The sequence below is a fragment of the Legionella sp. genome, assembly GCF_965140895.1.
Lineage (GTDB): Bacteria > Pseudomonadota > Gammaproteobacteria > Legionellales > Legionellaceae > Legionella.
In genome coordinates this window covers 1-21245 of record NZ_CBCSKT010000032.1, presented here as the reverse complement: position 1 = coordinate 21245, position 21245 = coordinate 1, and the positions used below count along the sequence as shown (strand labels likewise).

The window sequence follows — 21245 nt, the reverse complement described above, 5'->3', positions numbered from 1 at the left end:
TACAAAAAAAATATGCTAGAATCACCGGTTTTGTAAATTCAACGAGAAATCCATGGAACCACTTTTAAATATTGCAGTGAATGCGGCACGTCAAGCCGGGGAAATTATTATTCGCCACATGGAGCAAGTGGACCATCTCAAAGTAACTTCTAAAGCACCTAATGATTTCTTTAGTGAAGTAGACATTAAAGCGGAACAGGTAATTATTAATGCCATCCGCAAGGCTTATCCAGATCATGGAATTATGGCTGAAGAAAGTGGAATGCAAGAAGGTACTGATGAGGATGCTGTGTGGATCATTGATCCTTTAGATGGTACGTCGAACTACCTGCATGGGTTCCCATTTTTTTCAGTTTCAATTGCTTTAAGAATTAAAGGCCGAATAGAACACGGGGTTATCTACGATCCATTACGTCATGAATGCTTTGCCGCCAGCCGTGGACGCGGAGCACGCTTGAACGACCGTAGAATTCGTGTATCAAATCAAACACAATTAAGTGCCTCACTTTTAGGAACAGGCTTCCCTTCTCGTGACGCAAGCATAGGCCAGCGCTATTTACCTGCATTTGAAGCCCTCTTTGGTAAATGTGCCGGAGTAAGAAGAACAGGTTCCGCAGCTCTTGATTTAGCTTACGTTGCCAGTGGCCGTATTGACGGCTTTTGGGAATTAGGCTTACGCCCTTGGGATGTTGCTGCTGGTTCGTTAATCGTTAGAGAGGCAGGGGGTTTAATCAGCGATGTTCAAGGCGGTGAAGACTTCTTAAAATATGGTGATGTGGTAGCAGGAACACCAAAAGTCTTTAAAGCGCTATTACAAACAATCTCCCCAGCGTTAAGATAAGGCTTTTTAAAATAATGTAGCCTGGTTGCTAGCAACCAGGTTTTCCACCCTTTTATATTAGATACCTACACTACCAAGTCAGCATATTGTTCAACCAATAAATAAAATGTATAATTAATCAGCTTACTTGTTGAGAAAAATTATGCGTCTCTACTCTTCGTTATTCCAATGCCTTGATGAAACACTCCCGTGGACAACGACCATTATAGCTCGTAATTTCTTAAGCTATATTCCTATTATCAACTACATTGTAAAACCTGTAGATAAAAAAATTTATGTCCTACGGCAAATCTTGAATCAAACGACACCAGCTACAAGCAATATGGATTATCTAACTTACTATAAATTTAACCAAAATAGCTTGATCTTTAAGCTAATGAACATAACCCCAGATTTTTTTAGCTATTCCCCATCGGAACGTAATCACATAGAAAAATCAAAAAATCTTACTAACTCCGATCATCAATTGACTGATTTATGTAAAGTGATGGGTGGTAAAATTGGCCAAAATCTCTCCGAAGTAAAAAATAAGCCTCCGCATGAACAAGGTAAATCAGCACTCTCGTTGGTTTCGAGAGAAGCTTATAGTCTGTTCCAACCCCGTCGACTATTCAACGCCTTACTCTCAAGCGTTGCCCATGGGAATCAAGAAAATGCCGAGAAAATACTGAAACAATACCCTGAACTCCTCATGCAAGCAGGGACTGTGACCGATTACTCAGGAAGAACCTTTAAAAACATCTCCCCATTTCAATATGCATTATGGGCATTGGACACTCGCTATATGTGCACCATGATGCTGGATTGCCTACCCCAAAATGAACAAGGGGAAGAAATAAGGCTCTCTTTACAAAAACAATTGCTTAACCATGAACAACAAGGTGTTTGCTACTCTCTCGAAAATACGTCTTATCAAGAAAAACACTATAACTTTTCATCACTAATCAATGCATTAATAGAATATACTACTAAGCGTGCAGATTGGGCAACAAATGAAGCATGGGATGTGATGGATAATTATTGGTGCCAAGAAGTAGGCAGTGCTCAGCGCACTCTTCCGGCCCATGTTGCCCAGCATTACTGTGATCCCGATAAACGATTTGATGGCGAGCATTCTTTTACAGAACCAACTTTCAAGCGTACCCTAGGATTCCATAATCTTGTGACTGAAGAAGTTGATGTCTGGTTCTCCTCTACTGCGATGGCTGGCTTAGGTTCAAGTTTTGCTATCACTGGCAACACATATGCCTTGAAATATAGGCCCTTGTGGACTTATGGCGAGGGAGGACGAGGAACCAAAGCAGGTGGTAGCAGTACAGATTTAGCCGCTATAATCACTTTATTGGAAGTAAGAACTCAAGACATCAATCAGCTAAAACAGCGTATAAACACCTCTCTTCAAAAACTCGAAGATAATCTGGAAGTAGGCAGCTTACTTATAATTTAACGCAGTAAGCCATTCTGGATGAGTCAAACACTTACCTTAAAATGGTGTAACCAGGTTGCTCACAACCAGATTTTCCGGAAACGGCAGTCGAATCATAGCAATGAAACAAGCACAGTGCTCGAAGCCACTAGATTGCGTCACTACGTTCGCAATGACGGCCTTCGTACAAAGCAAAATAATATCCCAACCCAGAGTTCTCAGCTCATAAAGAGTGATATAATCAACGCGACCTGTCATAACGACTATCATAATAGGAGTTTGTGGTGAGTAAGCCTTTCACTAAAAAGAATAATAAATCAGCTCTTATCAAGAATTATACCACCCCTATTGGCTTTTCAATGCTGCAAACTGAACTACGTGATTTAGTTAGTAATGAACGGCCTAAAATTGTCAGCGTCGTTAGTTGGGCTGCGAGTAATGGTGACCGTTCGGAAAATGGTGATTACATTTATGGAAAAAAGCGCTTACGTGAAATTGACCGGCGCATACGCTATTTAACAAAACAATTAGAAAATGCTGCAATTGTCGACCCGAAACTTCAAGTAGGTCTTACCCAAGTATTTTTTGGCGCCACCGTCCAATACACTAATGAAAATGACGAACCCCATACGGTTAAAATTGTAGGACTGGATGAAGCCGATATTAACTTAGGAAAAATAAGCTGGATTTCTCCTTTGGCAAAAACATTATTGAAGGCTAGAGTTGGGGATAGCATAACCTTGCGGGTTAGTGATGGCGAACATCATTTCACGGTGACACATATTTCTTACGGCGAATAATTTTATAGGCTAATATCCGTCAGCGCCAGCCATTAATCTTTTATAGCCTCTGCAGTTCGTATAGACGAAATCGTAATACGGGATATTGTGACACGAACACCCGTATTACGCTGGGCTACATGAAGACTTACCTAAGTCCCGTCTTCATTCCCAAACTAGATGGCAATTCGTCAGCCATCGCAGTACCTAAATTTTTAGTCACACGGTCAAAAATATTTTGCTTATGTGTGTAGTCAATTAATGAATCAATTTTAATAACATCACGAGCCAATTGACCACTGCTAGCAAAGCCATCAATCAAACCTAAAGGATAAGCTTGCTCACCAGTCCACATAAGACCTGAGAACGTATCATTATCAATATGCAAACGGCTTCCCCGCCCTTCTTTTACACGACTAATAAATTGCTCATGTACTGTATCAAGCATTATCTGTAATTTTTGTTTTTGCGCATCAGTTTCTGGAGAGAATGGATCTAAAAATCCTTTATTAGCCCCTGATGTTTGTAGTCTGCGGCTAACTCCTACTTTATTCATTACATCCACAAAACCAAAACCACTATAGATAACCCCGATTGAACCCACCATACTTGCAGGGCTAGCATAAATATCATCCGCAGCAGCGGCTACGTAATAGGCAGCAGAAGCACACAAATCAACACAGACTGCATAAACTTTAATGTCGGAATACTTGGTTCGATAATATTTAATAGCATTGAACATATACTCTGCCTGGACTGGGCTACCTCCAGGACTGTTAATGCGAATGATTAAGGACTTTAATCCAGAGTTTTTATACGCTGATTCCATTCCCTTTGCAAAATCATCAGCATTAGCTGGCTTCGCATCAAATATTTCACCATTCAGATCAATTAATCCTACGTGCGGTTTTGTATTAGCGCCGCTTTCTTCATTACTACTAGACATTAACTGATAAGCAATAAAAAGAACTATTAATAAGTACACTACTCGCATAAACCAACGCCAGCGACGCTTACGTTTTTGTTCTTTTATGTAGTCTATAATGATTTGATTTAGCAAAGCTTGCGAATCAGGATTAGAATCAGAGTTAGAAGAAATTTCTGTTGTCATATTAATCACTTGAAATAATTAAATTAATCCCCATTCTACGGTAGATAAGATAGAAATAACACCCATAAGATAAGGTGAATAAATATGCGAATGGACAAATTGACCTCAAAATTCCAAATGGCTTTGGCTGATGCTCAATCTTTAGCCTTAGGTGGAGATAATAACTTCATTGAGCCTGAGCATTTGATGAAAGCGCTATTGGATCAACAAGGAGGGAGTTGCCGACCATTGCTTAGTAAAGCAGGGGTAAATATTTCACTATTAAGAACCCTTTTGGATCAAGCATTAGATAAACTCCCGAAAGTGTCAGGAATTGGTGGTGATGTTCATATCTCCAATTCATTAAATCGACTCTTGAACCTTACGGACAAAATAGCTCAGCAAAAAAAAGATAATTTTATCTCCAGCGAATTATTTGTCTTAGCGGTCATTAATGAAGAAAACTCCTCTTTAGCTCGTATATTAAAACAAGCAGGCGGCGCCCCCAAAGCAATTGAAAATGCCATTAATGAGCTTCGTGGAGGCGAAACGGTAAACGATGCCAATGCGGAAGAACAACGCCAAGCCTTAGAAAAATATACCCTGGATTTAACTGCACGCGCCGAGCAAGGTAAATTAGACCCGGTCATTGGCCGCGATGATGAAATTCGTCGAACCATTCAAGTGCTACAACGACGTACGAAAAATAACCCTGTTTTAATTGGGGAGCCAGGGGTCGGTAAAACAGCTATTGTAGAAGGTCTAGCTCAACGTATCATCAATGGTGAAGTGCCTGAAGGATTGAAGAATAAACGCCTGCTATCCCTTGATATGGGGGCGCTAATCGCTGGTGCAAAATTCCGCGGAGAATTTGAAGAGCGCCTTAAAGCTGTACTCAATGATTTGGCGAAACAAGAAGGTCAAATTATTCTCTTCATCGATGAAATTCATACCATGGTAGGTGCAGGTAAAGCTGAAGGGGCAATGGATGCTGGAAATATGTTAAAGCCAGCTTTAGCACGTGGTGAGTTACATTGTATTGGTGCGACTACCCTAGATGAATATCGCCAATATATTGAAAAAGATGCGGCTTTAGAGCGTCGATTCCAAAAGATACTCGTTAATGAGCCAACTGTTGAAGATACTATTGCTATTTTACGGGGCTTAAAAGAACGCTATGAGGTGCATCATGGTGTAGAAATTACTGACCCAGCAATCGTTGGAGCCGCGACTTTATCTCATCGTTATATCACCGATCGACAATTACCGGATAAAGCAATTGACCTCATTGATGAAGCAGGAAGCCTTATCCGTATGGAAATCGATTCAAAACCTGAAAGTATGGATAAATTAGAGCGCCGCCTTATTCAATTAAAAATTGAGCGCGAAGCGTTGAAAAAAGAACATGATGAAGCATCTAAAAAACGATTAGATGACTTACAAAATACAATTAATGAGCTAGAACAAAGCTACTCTGATCTTGAAGAAATTTGGAAAGCTGAAAAAGCAACGATGCAAGGAGCTACTCAAATTAAAGAGGCACTTGAGAATGCCAAACAAGAAATGGAAATGGCTCGCCGTGCAGGTGATTTGAGCCGTATGTCTGAGTTGCAATATGGACGCATTCCTGAACTAGAAAAACGCCTCACGCAGGTTGCATCAGCAGAAGAAGAACATGAAACTAAATTAGTCCGTAATAAAGTCACCGAAGATGAAATTGCCGAGGTGGTTTCGAAGTGGACTGGAATCCCTGTTTCCAAGATGATGGAAGGCGAGCGAGAAAAACTCTTAAAAATGGAAGAAGTATTGCATGAGCGTCTCATAGGACAAGAGGAAGCGATTAATGCCGTATCAAATGCGATTCGTCGTTCTCGTGCAGGTTTAGCAGATCCAAACAGGCCTATAGGCTCCTTCTTATTTTTAGGACCAACAGGTGTAGGTAAAACTGAATTATGTAAAGCTTTAGCCGCTTACCTCTTTGATACGGAAGAAGCCATGATTCGCATTGATATGTCTGAATTCATGGAAAAACACTCTGTTGCACGTTTAATTGGCGCCCCTCCAGGCTATGTTGGCTATGAGGAAGGCGGTTATTTAACCGAGGCAGTAAGACGTCGACCTTATTCAGTCATTTTACTTGATGAGGTAGAAAAAGCGCATACTGATGTGTTTAATATTCTCTTGCAGGTAATGGATGATGGTCGTCTCACTGACGGGCAAGGTCGTACTGTTGATTTTCGCAATACAATAATTGTTATGACCTCAAACTTAGGCTCTCATGTCATTCAAGAAATAGGTAGTAAATGCAGTTATGAAGAGGTAAAAAATGCGGTCATGGAGCTTGTAGGCCAGCATTTTCGTCCTGAATTCATCAACCGAATTGATGATACTGTCGTGTTCCATTCTTTGGCCAAGGCACAGATTGCCAAAATTGCTGACATCCAAATTGAACATCTACGTAAGCGTTTGAGTCAACAAGAAATGCATCTTGCTGTTAGCTCAGAAGCTCTTGCTCATTTGGCAGAAGCTGGGTTTGATCCGGTGTATGGCGCACGCCCTTTAAAACGTACGATTCAACAGCAACTGGAAAATCCATTGGCACAATCAATATTGTCTGGAAAGTTCCGCTCCGGAGATACAATACGTGTTGGTTATAAGGATGGTTTAATGCAGTTTACGGTTTAATAAGTTGCCTAGCCGCTTTATTACGCCCTGCGGCTTGTCCGCAGGGTCCCACTAAGCAACAGGCTTCATTACATAACTAGAGAATGAACCGTTTCCTCACCTAACGTGACGATTAATTGTGTTGTGAGGCTTATCATTGCCGTTGATGTGCCAAAAAATTTGTAATCTAATTGTACATCCTTTTCATCTTCATCATCTTTATGAGCAAGCACTGCATTATACTCTGTCACAGAGTCCGCATAAGCTTTAAAAGCCTTAAGACAAGCTACCTGAACATCGATTGTAAGCTTCTCACTAAAACCAAAAGTATCCGTCATTTGTGTAATTAGCTTTTTATCTAAATGTCCTTGTTTCAATAACAAGATATAAGCACCACAACAAATACTACGGCTCGGATCAGTATTAGAGGTTACTAATTCATTTAAAAATTTAGTGTGATCATTATTTGCAATGAAACGCTCATTATTCAATACCCCTTCAAGCAAGTACTGTATGTGTTCTTTATCAGCTATTTTTTCGGGTTTTGATTGATAATATTGATTAAGATGATGCTCAATTAACCCTTTATTTAACGTACCAAAATTTTTGTGAGTCTTAGCCAGATCCTTACACCATTCATTTAATTCTTCTTCAATGGCCCGATTTTCCTGATCGAGTTTTTTCATTAACGATTGCAAAAAATCAATTGCCTCAAACTGTCTAATGATCGATTTTCCACTCGCTCTACGCTCGGAAATCATTTTCTTTAAGTTAGCTTTGAAGTTTGGATCCACCGTATTAAAATGTTGGTATGTTTGATATCGCGGCTTTTTTACCACTTTTTTCTCGTTGCCTACTACTTCCTCAACATCAATCTCCATCTCCATATTTGCTTTGAAAACCTCTAAGGCTTTAATTACCGTGTAATCATCTAGCTTATTGACGTCACTCAGCCCTAATACACTATTTATTGCCATATATAAACAGCTATCAGTAAGACTCCAAAGAGGTTTGCTGCTAAACCATGTATAAAGATTAAGTTTAGATTTATTATAATCGTTATATTCGGTCTCGATTCTCAAAAAACGATGAATTAATCCGCCCAATAAATAAAGGGTATCACTTTTTATATCTCGGGGTTTCTTTTTAGGAGAGCGCCGTATCTCATCACTCAATTGATGGAATACGTCACGGGCAGTTATTCGCTTAGTCTCACAGTTAATAATATGCTTATTGACGCGAGCGAGCAAAATAAAAAGGGAATTGTCAGGTATATTAGAAGCTTCTTTCTTTTCAGCTTCGGTCATTTCGATTGCATAACGTGCTAAATAATTAGAATATTCTCTATTCAAATTCAGAATATTATTTCGTAGAAATTCATATCCTACTGTTTTTAATGTCATACAATCTCCTTTTGCTAATACCCTAATCCTAAGGATTTTTTCTCTAAAATCTATGTTGAATTCTTAGCATGATATATCTACCCCCTAAAGCCGTTTAAGAACATAGTAAATACCGACGTGTCATTAATTTCTAAGGGCACTCTTTTTTTTATAACAACCAATCTGAAATATTGCAACTATTAATTTAACTAATTGAACAGAAAAAGAATCATTCGCATTTTTTTCGTGGGAAGGTATCGAACCTTAAGGAGGATCAAACACTAACTCCGCCCCGAGGATACGCCTCGATACGGAGTTCATTCACTTAATTTTAGCAATGAGTACTAGAATAACGAGCGTCAATAGAATTGATTATTTGTTGATGAATACCATTAAATCCGCGATTACTCATTACCAAAATAGCATCACCCTCTTGTACATTACCGATAATTTCCTTGACGATTTCTTCAGTATTTTTACAAACACGATAAGGACAAGTCCAATTACCAATAGTTTCGGTAAGATCAAAATCATGCGGCTCTAATACATAGGCCCCCTGGACAGGTGCTAAAGCTTGTGCCATTTCTGCTGCATGTACTCCGGTACGCATGGTATATGAAGCGAATTCAAGAACTGCGAAAATACGATGATGGCGATTACTTCGTTTTAAAGCATCAATTGTGCGGGTAATTGCCGTAGGATGATGCGCAAAATCATCATAAACAGTTATTCCATACTTATTTGATTTTACTTCCAATCGGCGTTTAACTGGCGTAAAGCGCTCTAATGCCTCTGCCGCTACTTTAGGGTCTACTCCAGCATTAGCACTTGCAGCAAGAGCAGCTAATGCATTTTCAACATTAAAGCGCCCTATTAAAGACCAATTAATTTCAGCTACCTCTTCACCACGGTGCAGTACTTTGAACGAACTACCATTTTCTTCGATTAGTTTAGCGCTCCATTCTGCATCACCATCTAAAGCAAGCTCTTCGACACGCGAGTAACTACCTCGTGCCAAGACTTCATTTAATGCCTTATCATCACGAGGTTTAATTGCAACACCATTGGCAGGAATAGTCCGCAGTAAATAATGGAACTGCAACTGAATTGCGGCTAAATCAGGGTAAATGTCTGCATGATCAAATTCAAGATTATTTAAAATAGCAATACGCGGACGATAATGCATGAATTTGGGTCTTTTATCAAAAAAGGCACTGTCGTATTCATCTGCTTCAATAACAAACCATTTGCCACTGCCTAGCCGCGCACTGGTTTTAAAATCAGAAGAAACACCGCCAATTAAAAATCCAGGATTTAAGCCCGCTTGATCCAAGATCCAAGAAACCATAGACGTTGTAGTGGTTTTACCATGAGTTCCTGCAACCGCGATAACTTGATACTTGGATAAAATATTTTCTGCAAACCACTGTGGCCCTGAGGTATAAGTTTTTCCTGCCTCAATAACTGCCTCAAGAACAGGCATACCCCGTTTAATCGCATTACCGACAATAACCACATCCGCTTTTAATGCCAAACTGGCATCCTCATATCCCTCAGTCCAAGTGATGCCTTTGGCGGCTAGCAAATCACTAATTGGTGGATAACAATTGGCATCACTCCCAGTGACCATATAACCTGAATCGCGTGCTAATAGCGCAAGTGCGCTCATAAAGGTCCCACTTATCCCTAAAATATGTAAATGCATAATTCTCTCATTGTAGTGATGAAACAGTTAAAATATTAACAGCAATTAAACCAAAAGCGACGATCACTGATTGTATGGCTGTAGTGCCCAGGGCATATTTATAAATATGTGCAGTAATCACAAATTGCCATACAGATAATCCAATACTCATAAATAAATAAAGAACACCTAAAAACAAGAGTACTGGGCTTTTTATGTGTATGTGCGATAAATACGGAGCAAAAAACAGCAATGGCGCCACTAAAATGTGAATAATGGTACTAGTATAAAATAATGCTGTTACTGTTTGTACTAATCTTGGAGTAAATCCTTTTAAAAATAATACGAGATAGGTATAAATGACATAGGAAAAAAGCAGGCAAGTGGCAATAATCAACAACCACCCCCGATCCCCTGAGAAATCGTAGTAAGAATAGTTCCATTCAATTACCATGATAATGGCTAATACAATGCCAGCCAAAAATACTCGGATAATTGAATAAGGTGTATTTTCAGGGCTTTCTTTTAATAAACAAATATTCCAATATCGGCCCAAAACAAAGTGAATCATTTAAAACCTTCATTTTTTATGTGTAGCCTGAATTGCTGAGGTTACTGCCACAGCTTAGTTGATTAGGCAATATCTCGACACCTTGTGGAAAACGCACTCTTTCCACTGTTAAGTTTAGTCTAGGAGAGATTGAGAATTCTACTATCTTGATAAAAATATTATGTTTTTTATATGCGATTGGGGGCGAGGCATTCCGTATTAGCGCAGCGTAATATGAGACAACAGGGCTACGATGGTTAATTAATCCAAATTAAGCTGATCTTTCAATGGCCCTTGCCCTGTGGAGATGGGATTGTTCTTTTTCCTAACAATCGTTAATTGTTGCACTACAGGTTGTTTCCATGGGCCGGAAATCTTGTAGCTGTAGGCGGAAATCTTTTGCATGCCCTGATTAATAATTTTCGTTGCAACCCAAGTTGCAACACCAGCCACCGGACCACCGGCGATTGTTGCCACAATAGGCAAGCTGGCAGTGATGTGCGGGGATATTTTTAAATTCATATCGTAAGTTTGTCTTACTAAATCTAAATCACCCTTCATACTTGCATAAGCAACAGGCCCATCAATGTAACTGTCTTGAGTCGTCATTCTTCCTTTACGAATCGAAAAGTTCCCCTGGAATATATCAAAGCTATATCCTTGGGATGCTAAGTCGCTGAAATCAAGTTGCAATCGTCGTGGTATGGTTTGCAAACTTAAAATACTCAGTAATTTACCTAGATCCAATTTTCCTTCAGTTGATTTGCTCAAATCAGTGATTCTGCCATTTTTAAGCTGCAAAAACATATCACCATTTAGTTTCGCTAATGAAAAACCGGCTAAATCACTGTTCCAGCCACCTTTAAATTCTAGATAGCCTTTTTTGGCACGGACCGAAGGATTAACGCCCCAACGCTCAAGACTTTTAGCCACATTACTCATCTCGAGTTTTAAATGGAACGCGGATTGATCTGCTTTTTTTGTCTGCGTCCATGCACCATCAATATTAAATTGATATACAGGAGAATCAATACGACAATAATTCAATGACCAACGCTTCACGGTTGACTGGCTTTTTAAAGTCACATCACCAATATGCACAGCCCCTACCGATAAATTATCAACTCGTAAGTCAAGATTTGGAATTTGGTTCGGATGAATTTTTTCCGAAGACTCACTCGACTTAATACCTTTTGTATGAAACTTCTCTAAATGTAACCGTTGAATATGGCCACTCAACTCATTAGCTGACACACGATATAATAAATCAGCTGCGATATTTTTTTGGTTCAAGCTAAAAGACCAATCTTTATTGGGTAATAATTTTGCTTTAACAGTCAATGCATCAAATTGTTGTTTCAAAATACTAAATTTATCCAGAGTCACATTAATAATTCTTAGTTTATTAAGTAAGGAAGGGCCTGTGTTTTGAGTTGCCGTATATTGATTATATACAGTCTTCCATTCATCTAGCTCAAAACCTGTTAATGATCCAACTAGCGCTAATCCAGGCAATTTCTGGTTAAGTGCTTTTGCGTTACCCAAACGTATCTGACCTGAATCCAAATCTAAAGCACCATTAGTCATCTTAAATAATAAATCCGTGCTTAAACGCGCATCATAATTAGATTTTAAACGTATTGATTTATCAGCATTTAAATCCACATTTACATCTAATGGAAGTGTATCATTATGCGCTTTGCCAAGTGGCGCAGGTAAATTAACAGCCAAACCTTGCAATGAAGAAGTTAACTTAATTGTATCTGCTTCAGAAGACTTATTTGCTAACTTCAAAATGGCCTTAACAGGAAAAGAACCATTTAATAAGGCAAGAATTGGCGCATTATGGCGAGTTTTCAAAGAATCAACAGTCCAAGTACCTTCTACAACAATCGAGGTAGCGGATTTTGGTGTTTTTACTGACTGAATCTTAATGTTAAGTGGATGCCCCATCGAGTTAGCAATTAATGAACTATCACTTACCCCATCATCAGTGAAGAATAGCTCACCTGTTACACCCTTTAACATAAACTTCACAAGGTCATACTTTACCGTAATGACATTGTCTTTAAAGGTTAAATCCCCTTTAGCTAATACTTTGTCGTTTTCTGGGTATAAAGGAACTTCTAAATTAAGATTCAACTGAGCATAACCGTCTATTGCCAATTGTTTTAATAGAGCTAATTTAGTTTTTAACGGAGAAGACATCACATAATTCACCATTTTTTGCACGGGTGCATTGATGCTTCCTGTAACAATAAGGTTTTCTTTATTATTACCTATATTGTCAATACGTAAATTCATTTGATTGACGGGAACACCTTGAAAATCTGCATTTAGAATAGCAATATTTAAATTACGATTAGTTAACTGAATATCCCCTTCAATGTCCTTGATGATCTTCCATTTAGGATTGATGTAGAGTTCTCCACCACTTGCATGACTTTTAATCGTAAATTCACCGTTATGATCATCGAAAGGAAAGTCTTGGGCCACTCCATTTAAACTGATGGTTCCGCTCATCTCAGCAATATGCTTCAGATCCCGTGTCAGCCAAGTATACAGTTTGGCTTTCATATGCTTTTTAGGGAGAAATGGAGCCCATTGCTCAATATTTTTACCTGAAAACTCGGCATTCAAACGAACAGCCCCAACAGACTTCCGCGATACTTGGTCGAGAGCTCCCTGAGCACTTAAAGTAAGCTCTGGTGTACTTAAGACAAAGCGATCAATGCTAATCCGTAAGCCGTCATTTAACTCCTTCCAATCGACCGCCCCATTCAGTAAGGTCAGATTCTGTGCAGGATAACCATGTACAGCAACCAGTGTATTCTCCGAGTCCAGCTCCAAGCGGCCTTCTTCAGGTTGCCAATTAACCACGCCCGAAAGATTTCTTACTTCAAGTATTTTCTTTTTCGGATTGCCATTCCAGCCCAATTGCTCAAAACGTGTCAGCACATAGGTAATTTCATTTCCTTGTGCCCATGTTTTGACAGGCTCCTGCGCAGCACTAGCTGAGGATAATTGAGGAATCAATGGAATACGGAAAGAAGCATCTGCGAGCCTCACTAAAACCTGGGTATCATGTAAAATACCTTGTGGTTTTATTTGCAACAGATTTTGAATACTTTTAGGCCAATTAATCGCATCTGAAAGTAGTGACTCAATAATGATGTTTTTAATAAAGAACTGATAAGTTTGTTGTTCCTGATTGTATTTAACTAAAAGCTGATTCTCAGGCCAATTTAAACCACCTACGCGCAATTGGATATGATCACCATGTAATTGCCACCCCTGATTATCTGGTTGCCAAGACAGGTTTGCAAAAAAGGATTGCACTAATTGGCTTTTTTCTTTGTTGAGCAAACGCCAAGCCAAATGCTCTAATTTTACTTGAGCTTGCACCGAGGCAACCGAGCCTTTATGCACATCCATCCAGACCTGTAAGCCGCCTTTCCCACCTTCTAAATGTTCCGTCGCATTAGGAAATAGACTTTGCCATTGGGCTGGCATAATATTTTGCGCAGAAAAATAAAATTTACCTTCAATTTCATCAAAATTATCAGGGTCAAAATAACCGTCCCCAAGTAGCTCAAAATCAGTGCTATTAGTCTGCTCCAGTCTGGCACTACCCTTGAATTTATAATGGCCCCCATTATTCGATACAGAAACATTCAGGCCATCCACAGGAATCAAGCCGCCATCACTAAAATGAAAAGACATGGAAACACGTTTAATGGTTAAACGTTCTTGCTGGGATAGCCAAACTAAAATCTGTTTTGTTTTTTCAGGAGTAATCTCCTCACTATTAAGCGTATCTGTACTAATACCATCAATAGTCCAATGATCGCCTTTTTCTCTTAGCGTGAGGTGCATGTCATCAATATAAAGAACACCTGGCTGGATTTGCCAGTTCCATATTGATCTGAAAACATTAATTCCTACAAGGAGTTTATTTAAATGAAATGATTTTCTGGAGTCGCTACCCAAGGTAACTTGTTTCAATTTAAGCACAGGTTGAAACCAATACCATCCTGTTTCCATAGTTTGAATGGTCACGGGCTGTCCTAAAAGGATTGACAGATGCTGTTCAACCTCACCTTTATATTGTTTTGCCCAAGGAGTTAACGAACGAAAAACACTGGACAAAACAGCCATAAGAATAATGAGGATGGCAAGGGACATCCAAATTTTTTTAATAATCTTATTCACCGTATCCGCTTAATCACTCATCGTTAAGTTCTCTACTATACCACTGCTTTTGTGCATACTCATCATTTTCTTTCTGCTCTTGGAGGTTCAATTTAATTTTTTGAGTTTTTTTAACTCGCTCTATTAATAAATTAACACTCTCTTCAGAAATTTTAGCTTGCTTATACGTTGATTCTGCACTTCGCCTTACCTTGGCAAGTTGAGCTAAATGGCCATTTAATTGCACTAAAGCCATATCGAGATGAGTTATAAAATCAATACGATTACGCAAACGACTCACATAGGCACCTTGTTCGCCCATTGTTTCTAATTGTTGCAAATAATCTTGCCGATAACCAACCAATTGATCATGCTTTTCTTTATTTTTACTAAACTGATCTTGCGCATGTAAAAGCTGTTTGTATGCAGTGTTCGTTAAATCCTTTTTTATTTCCCACAATTGTGTCAAGCGGTCCAATCGCTGATTCATTAATTAACTCCTACCTAAGTGACTTAGCTAACTCGGATAATAAACGGACACTATCCTCATAATTAACCTGTTCATTCATTCCCTGTTCCATATATTTCCTGATCCTATCTCGAGCTAAAATCGCCTTATCTAAGTTAGGGTCTGAACCTTTTACATAAGCCCCCAACAAAATAAAATCTTTATTTTTCTCATAAAGAGACAAATATTTTTTCAACTGCAACATATCTTTCATTTGTTCTTCAGAAACTACCGTTTGCATCACGCGACTAATTGATGCCTCTAAATCAATCGCAGGATATTGCCCTTCTTCTGCTAAAGAGCGACTTAAAACAATATGTCCATCCAAAATAGCCCGCGCAGCATCGGCAATAGGATCTTGTAAGTCATCACCTTCGGTTAATACCGTATAAAATGCGGTAATTGACCCGCTTCCTGGCTCGCCATTACCCGCACGCTCAACCAATTTAGGTAGTTTGGTAAATACTGAAGGTGGATAGCCCTTAGTTGCTGGCGCCTCACCGATAGATAAGGCGATTTCACGTTGTGCCTGCGCAAAACGCGTCAGAGAATCCATCAGCAAAAGCACATGTTTTCCCTGATCGCGAAAATACTCTGCAATACTGGTGGCAACTTTCGCCCCATGCAGCCTTCTTAACGGGCTTTCATCCGCTGGAGCTGCGACAACCACTGCTCGCTTTAACCCCTCTTCACCCAAACTGCACTCAATAAACTCTTTAACCTCGCGACCACGCTCGCCAATTAAACCTACAACAACCACATCGGCTTTTGTAAAGCGCGTCATCATACCTAATAAGACTGATTTACCAACACCACTTCCTGCAAAAAGTCCGATTCGCTGACCACGCCCCACGGTAAGCAAACCATTAATTGCACGTATGCCAACATCCAAATGAGTATCTATAGCTGCCCTTTTGAGCGGATTAATGATTGCAGACTCTAATGGATAAGTTTCCGTTAACTCAATAGGAGCTTCTTCATCAATAATCGCTCCTGAGCCATTAACAATACGTCCTAATAAAGGCCAGCCCACCTCAATTCGTGCAACTCGCCCCGTAGGGGCAATAATCATACCTGGTGCAAGCCCTTGAATGGCTCCAATTGACATCAAATAGGCGCGATCTTGGCCAAAACCAACGACTTCAGCTTCAATTGAATGGGATTCATTGACATTAATAAAGCAACGAGCCCCTACTGGCTGATTAAAACCTTTGGCTTCTAAAGTAAGGCCAACAGCTCGACTTATTCGCCCACAATGTAATAAACCAGAATGTTCTTGAGTACGCACATCAGACATTATTTTTGCAAGGCGAGATTCATACTGTTCCATAACTTAATCCTGAACCTTCATTGGCATCAAATTGTCTTTCGTAATGTATTTGGAAAACAAAGTAGCAAAACGAGTATGAATACGACCATCTAACTCACTATGTTCGCCTTTTAAATAAAAATCACCACGATTTAATGTGGGATCTGCAGCCAATATTTCATGTAATCCGGGGAACTGGTTTTCTTCGATTTCAGCCTTAAGCCACTCGACGTCAGATGGATGCATAGCCAGCATGCGATGATTGTTTAAGGTAGGTAATTCGGTTTTAATTTCATTAAGTAAATCCCGCAATTTTTCTGGATTTACGGATAACTCAACAGCGATGCAGTGTTGGCTGAGCCAAAGAATCGTTTGTAATGTTTCCTGAATAACATGTTCATCTAAAAGTTTTACTGGATTTTTAACCAACTCAAGCCAACGGACTAGCTCTTCCTTTTTTTTATCAATTTCTACTTGAGCTTGCTGTAATCCTTGTTCATAACCTTTTTGTATTGCCTCTTGCTTTAAACGCTCGCATTCAACACGAAAGACTTCTCGTTCATCAACCGCTGGAGCCTTCTCTTCTTTTTTTTGCGTTGATTGATAGTCCCAGACACTAAAATCATTATCATTAGTTTGTTTTGTATGATAAGGCTCAAATTTATTTGCCATGAAAAACCCTTAGTCCCTTATATTTCACTCATTGCGAACGCAATGGCAAAATTTACAAACCTCATAAACGCTAATGGCGCCAACTTGTCTTAATGTAGGCTGGGCTATCAAGCCCAGCATTGTAGCTAGCACGAACTGTGTTTGCTGGGCTTAACAGTCCAGCCTACCTTCTACCCCACACTTTTTACTTAAATTATCGAAAATTAAATCATTTCATCTCCACCCTTAGAGCCTAATGCAATCTTTCCTTCCTCTGCCAAGCTCTTGGCGATGGTGAGAATATCTCGTTGTGCACGTTCTACATCCACGACCTTAACGGGACCTTGAAGTTCAATATCTTCACGCAACAGGTCAGCCGCACGTTTGGACATATTGGCATATATCTTCTCTTTAGTTATTTCGGTTGTGCCTTTTAAGGCTAACTTCAATAACTCTTGGGATACATCCCGTAACAAAGTTTGCACGCTGCGGTCATCCATATCGACCAAATTCTCGAATACAAACATTTTATCGCGAATTTTTTCGCTTAAATCAGAATCCCATTCCTTAATTTTGTCTAAAACCTCTTCTTCCATCGAGCCATCAAAATAGTTAATAACATCGGCTACGCTTTTGATGCCTCCAACGGAAGCTGATTTACTCACCTTTTGTCCGCTAAGTTGTTTTTCAATTACCTGTCCAAGCTCACTAATAGCTTCGGGTTTTACGGCATCAATATTACACATCCGTAATAACACTTCGGAGCGTTTTTCCATACTAAAGTAACTAACTACTTCCGCAGCCTGCTCACTATCCAGATGAATTAAAATGGTTGCTATAATTTGTGGATGTTCATTTCGAATAACGTCAGCAATTAATCGCCCATCCAACCATTTCAAACGGTTAAGGCCACTGTCTTTATCTGACACCAAAATGCGGTCGATAAATGGTGTAGCCTTTTCCAGTCCTAAGGCTTCGATAAGTATTGTTCTTAAATAATGCTCAGTATCAACAGCCAAACTCGTTTGGTCCCCGATAGCACTAGTAAAATCAGCCAAAACATTTTGCATTTTTGTCTTGCTGACATTATTTAGCGCGGCCATTGCCACTCCAACTTTCTGCACCTGTCGTGGTTCTAAATGCCTCAAAACCTCAGCCGCATTTTTCTCCCCCATACTGAGAAGCAGTATGGCCGCACGCTCTATTCCATCCATCGCTTATCCTCGATCAACCCAAGTTTTAACTACCTGCGCAACACGCTTGGGTTCTTTATCAACAACTTGGCGTAGTAAATTTAATTGTGACTCATAATCATGTGCATCACCTACATTAATTCCGTCATCAAAAGGCAATTCGCCTTGAGTCTCTGGCTGCTCTTCAAGATAAGGTAGATCCCCGCCAGCTCCTTTATTACTTGCCAGGGTTTTAAGCATTGGCCTTAAAACCCCAAATATTATTGATAAAATGAACAATGCCCCGGCAACTTGCTTCGCTATAGACCAGAAAATTTCTTTTTGCCAAAAACGCTCTTCCGGGAGAGGTGCTATAGGATCTGGCTTCACAAAATCACTATTGATTACATTCAAGCTATCACCACGTTTCGCATTTAAACCAATCGCATCAGCCACCAATAGCTTGATTTGATCGATCTCCTTGGCGGTCAAGGCTTTCTTAGTCATCTTCTTGGTTTTTTCATCCATTACTGCAGGATTATCTACTAATACAGCTACAGACAAGCGTTTAATCGAGCCCGGCTGATTTCTGGTGTGGCTAATGGTCTTATCCAACTCAAAGTTCTTAGTACTTTGCGTACGTACATCAGTATTTTGAGTCGTCTCAGATGCTTGCTGTCCTTGTTGTGGATTTGCCGGAGCATTTGGATTCTTGCCAGTAAGCGCTGGGTTAGACTGCGGCGTATTAGATAATGAACCAGGAACTCCTTGAGCATCACTGTTCGAATTACGTTTCTCTTGCATTGTTTGTTCACTGCGCAAGGATGATTGTTCTGGATTGAACAGCTCTTGAGTTTGTTCGTAGCTGGTAAAATCGACGTCCGCTGATACTTTAGCACGTACACGACCATAACCTAATAATGGTGTCAAAATGTCTTGAATTTTTTGCGCATATTGACGCTCAAGATTCTGTCTGTAATCCAGGAAACGCTCGGTATCAGTAAATAAGCTCTGCCCACCACCCTCATTCAGTAATTGACCATCCTGATCCACAACCGTAACCCGGCTTGCTGCTAAATTAGGGATACTGGATGCGACTAAGTTCACGATTGCCGCAATGGTTTGTTTCTTGAGCTCAAGTCCTGAATAGACATCAATAAAAACTGATGCGCTAGGCTGTTGTGTGTCACGGACAAATGCTGACTCACGTGGAATAGCTAAGTGTACTCGAGCTGCTTTAATATCATTAAACTTGCTAATAGTTCGAGCCAACTCCGCTTCCAACGCTTGCTTATAACGCGCAACCTCCATGAACTGGCTGCTATTGAATGCATTACCGCTGGTGAATAGCTCCTCAGAACCAACCGGATCGCGTGGCAAGCCTTCAGCAGCTAACTTAAGCCGTGTGCCTTGTAATTTTTCTGAGGGGATCAAAATAGTACTGTTATTGTTATCAATTTTGAAGTCAATACCATTGCGCTCAAGAGCCGATACGACTTCAGCAGTGTCACGGGCATTCATTTGAGTATATAAAGGAACATAATTAGGATCACGAGACCATAAAACTACTGCCAAACCTATAGCAACACTCGCCGCCAAACCAACTAATAAACCAATTTGTCGAGGTATCGATAAGCTTGCAAATTTTGCTGCCACCATTGAAGCATTATCAGCCAATGCCATACTAAACTCCTGTAAAATCTACCCTGTAAAATAACTTGGGAGTTATGATTTGTCTATACTGGCATGCCCATAATGTCTTGATATGCTTGCAAAAATTTATTTCTAACTCGTAAAGCAGCCTCAAGCCCAAGATTTGACTTTTGAGTTGCGATCATTACTTCGCCAATACTTACTTTGGGATCGCCAAGTTCAAAACGGCTTTTTAAAGAATCGGCATTATTGCTTAAATCACTCACTTGATTTAAAGCATTTTTAAAAATTGCACTGAATGAGGATTGATTTGCTTCCCTATCGACTATTGCGCCTTCAGCCTTTGCTGCCATTGATTGCATTTGATCAAACAGGCCAACGGTATTAATGTCATTCATTCCTTCGTCTTCCTCTACATAACATACTTATTATATCGATAAAACTTAAACCCCGAACGCATTTAGTCCCTAACGCTCGCTGTTTAGCTCCGCCTAAAAATACATGGTAACTATTCAGCTTAGTTTACTGAAAAATCAGGTTTAACATACTTTAAACGCAAACCTATATTTTCATTAACATCCTAACATGAATGCTATACAACATACCCTTCTTCACGCATTTTTGCTAGCTTATAACGTAAAGTTCTCTCACTAACGCCTAATAATGCAGCAACTTTTTGTCGATTCCCATTATTTTCCATTAAAGTTTTAACAATTAGTTCAAATTCATGCACTTGCAAATTTTTGCTGCTTGCTGCCGTAACCTCCGTTTCTTGGATTACAATTGATGAAAGCTGTAAATGCTCGATTTCAATAATCCCTTGTGTTTGCAATACTAAAGCACGTTGAATGACATTATCTAATTCACGTGTATTGCCAGGCCAAGCATACGCAAGCATAGATTTTTGTGCTGCCGGGCTAATTACAGGCACAATTGGCTGTTTATGATTGCAGTGCTTGCGAATTAAGTAATTCGCAAGCGGAATAATATCATTTTTCCGCTCTCTTAAAGGATGCCACTGTAATGGAAATACATTCAGACGATAAAACAAATCCTCTCGAAAACGACCGGCTTGAACTTCATCCTTTAATTGTCTATTGGTTGTCGCAAGAATTCGTACATCCAAACTAATTGTTTTGTTCGAGCCTATGCGCTCAACTTCCTTTTCTTGTAGAACGCGCAATAATTTTGCTTGCAGGCTTAAAGGCATTTCACTGACTTCATCAAGAAGTAAAGTCCCACCTTGAGCTTGTTCAAATTTACCTGGGGTTGATTTATAGGCCCCTGTAAATGATCCTTTTTCATAGCCAAACAACGTAGCTTCTAGCATTTGCTCTGGAATTGC

Annotated in this window: 16 protein-coding genes; 4 read left to right on the top strand and 12 right to left on the bottom strand. The window is 39.7% G+C overall.

Annotation, left to right across the window (positions count from 1 at the left end):
- The first annotated feature begins 52 nt into the window (after nucleotides 1-52).
- The 3 genes from ACQY7T_RS03890 to greB all read left to right on the top strand — a co-directional run bounded on the left by ACQY7T_RS03890 (nucleotide 53) and on the right by greB (nucleotide 3067).
- Nucleotides 53-841, top strand: a complete 789-nt coding sequence (locus tag ACQY7T_RS03890) for an inositol monophosphatase family protein (RefSeq protein WP_428411402.1) — start codon at nucleotides 53-55, stop codon at nucleotides 839-841.
- Between the two features lie 142 nt (nucleotides 842-983).
- Nucleotides 984-2288 (top strand): hypothetical protein, encoded by a 1305-nt coding sequence (locus ACQY7T_RS03885; protein ID WP_428411401.1) that lies wholly within the window; start codon nucleotides 984-986, stop codon nucleotides 2286-2288.
- A 263-nt stretch (nucleotides 2289-2551) separates the two neighbouring features.
- Entirely contained in the window at nucleotides 2552-3067 is a 516-nt protein-coding gene (greB, locus tag ACQY7T_RS03880) for a transcription elongation factor GreB (RefSeq protein ID WP_428411400.1), read from the top strand.
- 127 nt (nucleotides 3068-3194) lie between these two features.
- On the opposite strand, the gene ACQY7T_RS03875 is transcribed toward greB, so the two are convergent.
- A complete protein-coding gene (locus tag ACQY7T_RS03875; protein ID WP_428411399.1) occupies nucleotides 3195-4157 on the bottom strand; it encodes a S49 family peptidase in 963 nt (320 codons plus the stop codon).
- An 84-nt stretch (nucleotides 4158-4241) separates the two neighbouring features.
- On the opposite strand from ACQY7T_RS03875, the gene clpB reads away from it, so the two are divergent.
- Nucleotides 4242-6821 (top strand): ATP-dependent chaperone ClpB, encoded by a 2580-nt coding sequence (gene clpB / locus ACQY7T_RS03870; protein ID WP_428411398.1) that lies wholly within the window; start codon nucleotides 4242-4244, stop codon nucleotides 6819-6821.
- 68 nt (nucleotides 6822-6889) lie between these two features.
- Here clpB and ACQY7T_RS03865 read toward each other — a convergent pair whose 3' ends face one another.
- From ACQY7T_RS03865 to ACQY7T_RS03815, 11 genes are all read right to left on the bottom strand, one after another.
- Nucleotides 6890-8203 carry a hypothetical protein gene (locus ACQY7T_RS03865; protein WP_428411397.1) on the bottom strand — a complete coding sequence of 438 codons (1314 nt, stop codon included), beginning with the start codon at nucleotides 8201-8203 and terminating at the stop codon, nucleotides 6890-6892.
- 310 nt (nucleotides 8204-8513) lie between these two features.
- Nucleotides 8514-9887 carry a UDP-N-acetylmuramate:L-alanyl-gamma-D-glutamyl-meso-diaminopimelate ligase gene (mpl, locus tag ACQY7T_RS03860; protein ID WP_428411396.1) on the bottom strand — a complete coding sequence of 458 codons (1374 nt, stop codon included), beginning with the start codon at nucleotides 9885-9887 and terminating at the stop codon, nucleotides 8514-8516.
- 7 nt (nucleotides 9888-9894) lie between these two features.
- Nucleotides 9895-10437, bottom strand: coding sequence for a hypothetical protein (locus ACQY7T_RS03855; protein ID WP_428411395.1), 543 nt, complete (start codon nucleotides 10435-10437; stop codon nucleotides 9895-9897).
- Nucleotides 10438-10677: 240 nt separating this feature from the next.
- Nucleotides 10678-14628: a YhdP family protein gene (locus ACQY7T_RS03850; RefSeq protein ID WP_428411394.1), complete on the bottom strand. Its 3951-nt coding sequence runs from the start codon at nucleotides 14626-14628 to the stop codon at nucleotides 10678-10680.
- A 13-nt stretch (nucleotides 14629-14641) separates the two neighbouring features.
- Nucleotides 14642-15097: a flagellar export protein FliJ gene (gene fliJ / locus ACQY7T_RS03845; protein ID WP_428411393.1), complete on the bottom strand. Its 456-nt coding sequence runs from the start codon at nucleotides 15095-15097 to the stop codon at nucleotides 14642-14644.
- A 10-nt stretch (nucleotides 15098-15107) separates the two neighbouring features.
- On the bottom strand, nucleotides 15108-16445 hold the full coding sequence (fliI, locus tag ACQY7T_RS03840) for a flagellar protein export ATPase FliI (RefSeq protein ID WP_428411392.1): 1338 nt from the start codon (nucleotides 16443-16445) through the stop codon (nucleotides 15108-15110).
- Between the two features lie 3 nt (nucleotides 16446-16448).
- Nucleotides 16449-17096 (bottom strand): flagellar assembly protein FliH, encoded by a 648-nt coding sequence (locus ACQY7T_RS03835; RefSeq protein ID WP_428411391.1) that lies wholly within the window; start codon nucleotides 17094-17096, stop codon nucleotides 16449-16451.
- Between the two features lie 203 nt (nucleotides 17097-17299).
- Entirely contained in the window at nucleotides 17300-18289 is a 990-nt protein-coding gene (fliG, locus tag ACQY7T_RS03830; protein ID WP_428411390.1) for a flagellar motor switch protein FliG, read from the bottom strand.
- A 3-nt stretch (nucleotides 18290-18292) separates the two neighbouring features.
- Nucleotides 18293-19930, bottom strand: a complete 1638-nt coding sequence (gene fliF, locus ACQY7T_RS03825; protein ID WP_428411389.1) for a flagellar basal-body MS-ring/collar protein FliF — start codon at nucleotides 19928-19930, stop codon at nucleotides 18293-18295.
- 53 nt (nucleotides 19931-19983) lie between these two features.
- The gene (fliE, locus tag ACQY7T_RS03820) at nucleotides 19984-20298 is read right to left on the bottom strand and encodes a flagellar hook-basal body complex protein FliE (RefSeq protein WP_428411388.1); all 315 of its coding nucleotides are present in this window, start codon (nucleotides 20296-20298) and stop codon (nucleotides 19984-19986) included.
- A 194-nt stretch (nucleotides 20299-20492) separates the two neighbouring features.
- Nucleotides 20493-21245, bottom strand: a 753-nt coding sequence (locus ACQY7T_RS03815; RefSeq protein WP_428411387.1) for a sigma 54-interacting transcriptional regulator, incomplete at its 5' end; no start/stop codon positions are given.

Excerpts from the sequence above, each read along its gene's own strand:
- ACQY7T_RS03890 (WP_428411402.1), top strand. The coding sequence starts at position 53 with ATGGAACCACTTTTAAATATTGCAGTGAATGCGGCACGTCAAGCCGGG.
- ACQY7T_RS03885 (WP_428411401.1), top strand. The coding sequence starts at position 984 with ATGCGTCTCTACTCTTCGTTATTCCAATGCCTTGATGAAACACTCCCG.
- ACQY7T_RS03875 (WP_428411399.1), bottom strand. The coding sequence starts at position 4,157 with ATGACAACAGAAATTTCTTCTAACTCTGATTCTAATCCTGATTCGCAA.
- clpB (WP_428411398.1), top strand. The coding sequence starts at position 4,242 with ATGCGAATGGACAAATTGACCTCAAAATTCCAAATGGCTTTGGCTGAT.
- ACQY7T_RS03865 (WP_428411397.1), bottom strand. The coding sequence starts at position 8,203 with ATGACATTAAAAACAGTAGGATATGAATTTCTACGAAATAATATTCTG.
- mpl (WP_428411396.1), bottom strand. The coding sequence starts at position 9,887 with ATGCATTTACATATTTTAGGGATAAGTGGGACCTTTATGAGCGCACTT.
- ACQY7T_RS03855 (WP_428411395.1), bottom strand. The coding sequence starts at position 10,437 with ATGATTCACTTTGTTTTGGGCCGATATTGGAATATTTGTTTATTAAAA.
- fliJ (WP_428411393.1), bottom strand. The coding sequence starts at position 15,097 with ATGAATCAGCGATTGGACCGCTTGACACAATTGTGGGAAATAAAAAAG.
- fliI (WP_428411392.1), bottom strand. The coding sequence starts at position 16,445 with ATGGAACAGTATGAATCTCGCCTTGCAAAAATAATGTCTGATGTGCGT.
- ACQY7T_RS03835 (WP_428411391.1), bottom strand. The coding sequence starts at position 17,096 with ATGGCAAATAAATTTGAGCCTTATCATACAAAACAAACTAATGATAAT.
- fliG (WP_428411390.1), bottom strand. The coding sequence starts at position 18,289 with ATGGATGGAATAGAGCGTGCGGCCATACTGCTTCTCAGTATGGGGGAG.
- fliF (WP_428411389.1), bottom strand. The coding sequence starts at position 19,930 with ATGGCATTGGCTGATAATGCTTCAATGGTGGCAGCAAAATTTGCAAGC.
- fliE (WP_428411388.1), bottom strand. The coding sequence starts at position 20,298 with ATGAATGACATTAATACCGTTGGCCTGTTTGATCAAATGCAATCAATG.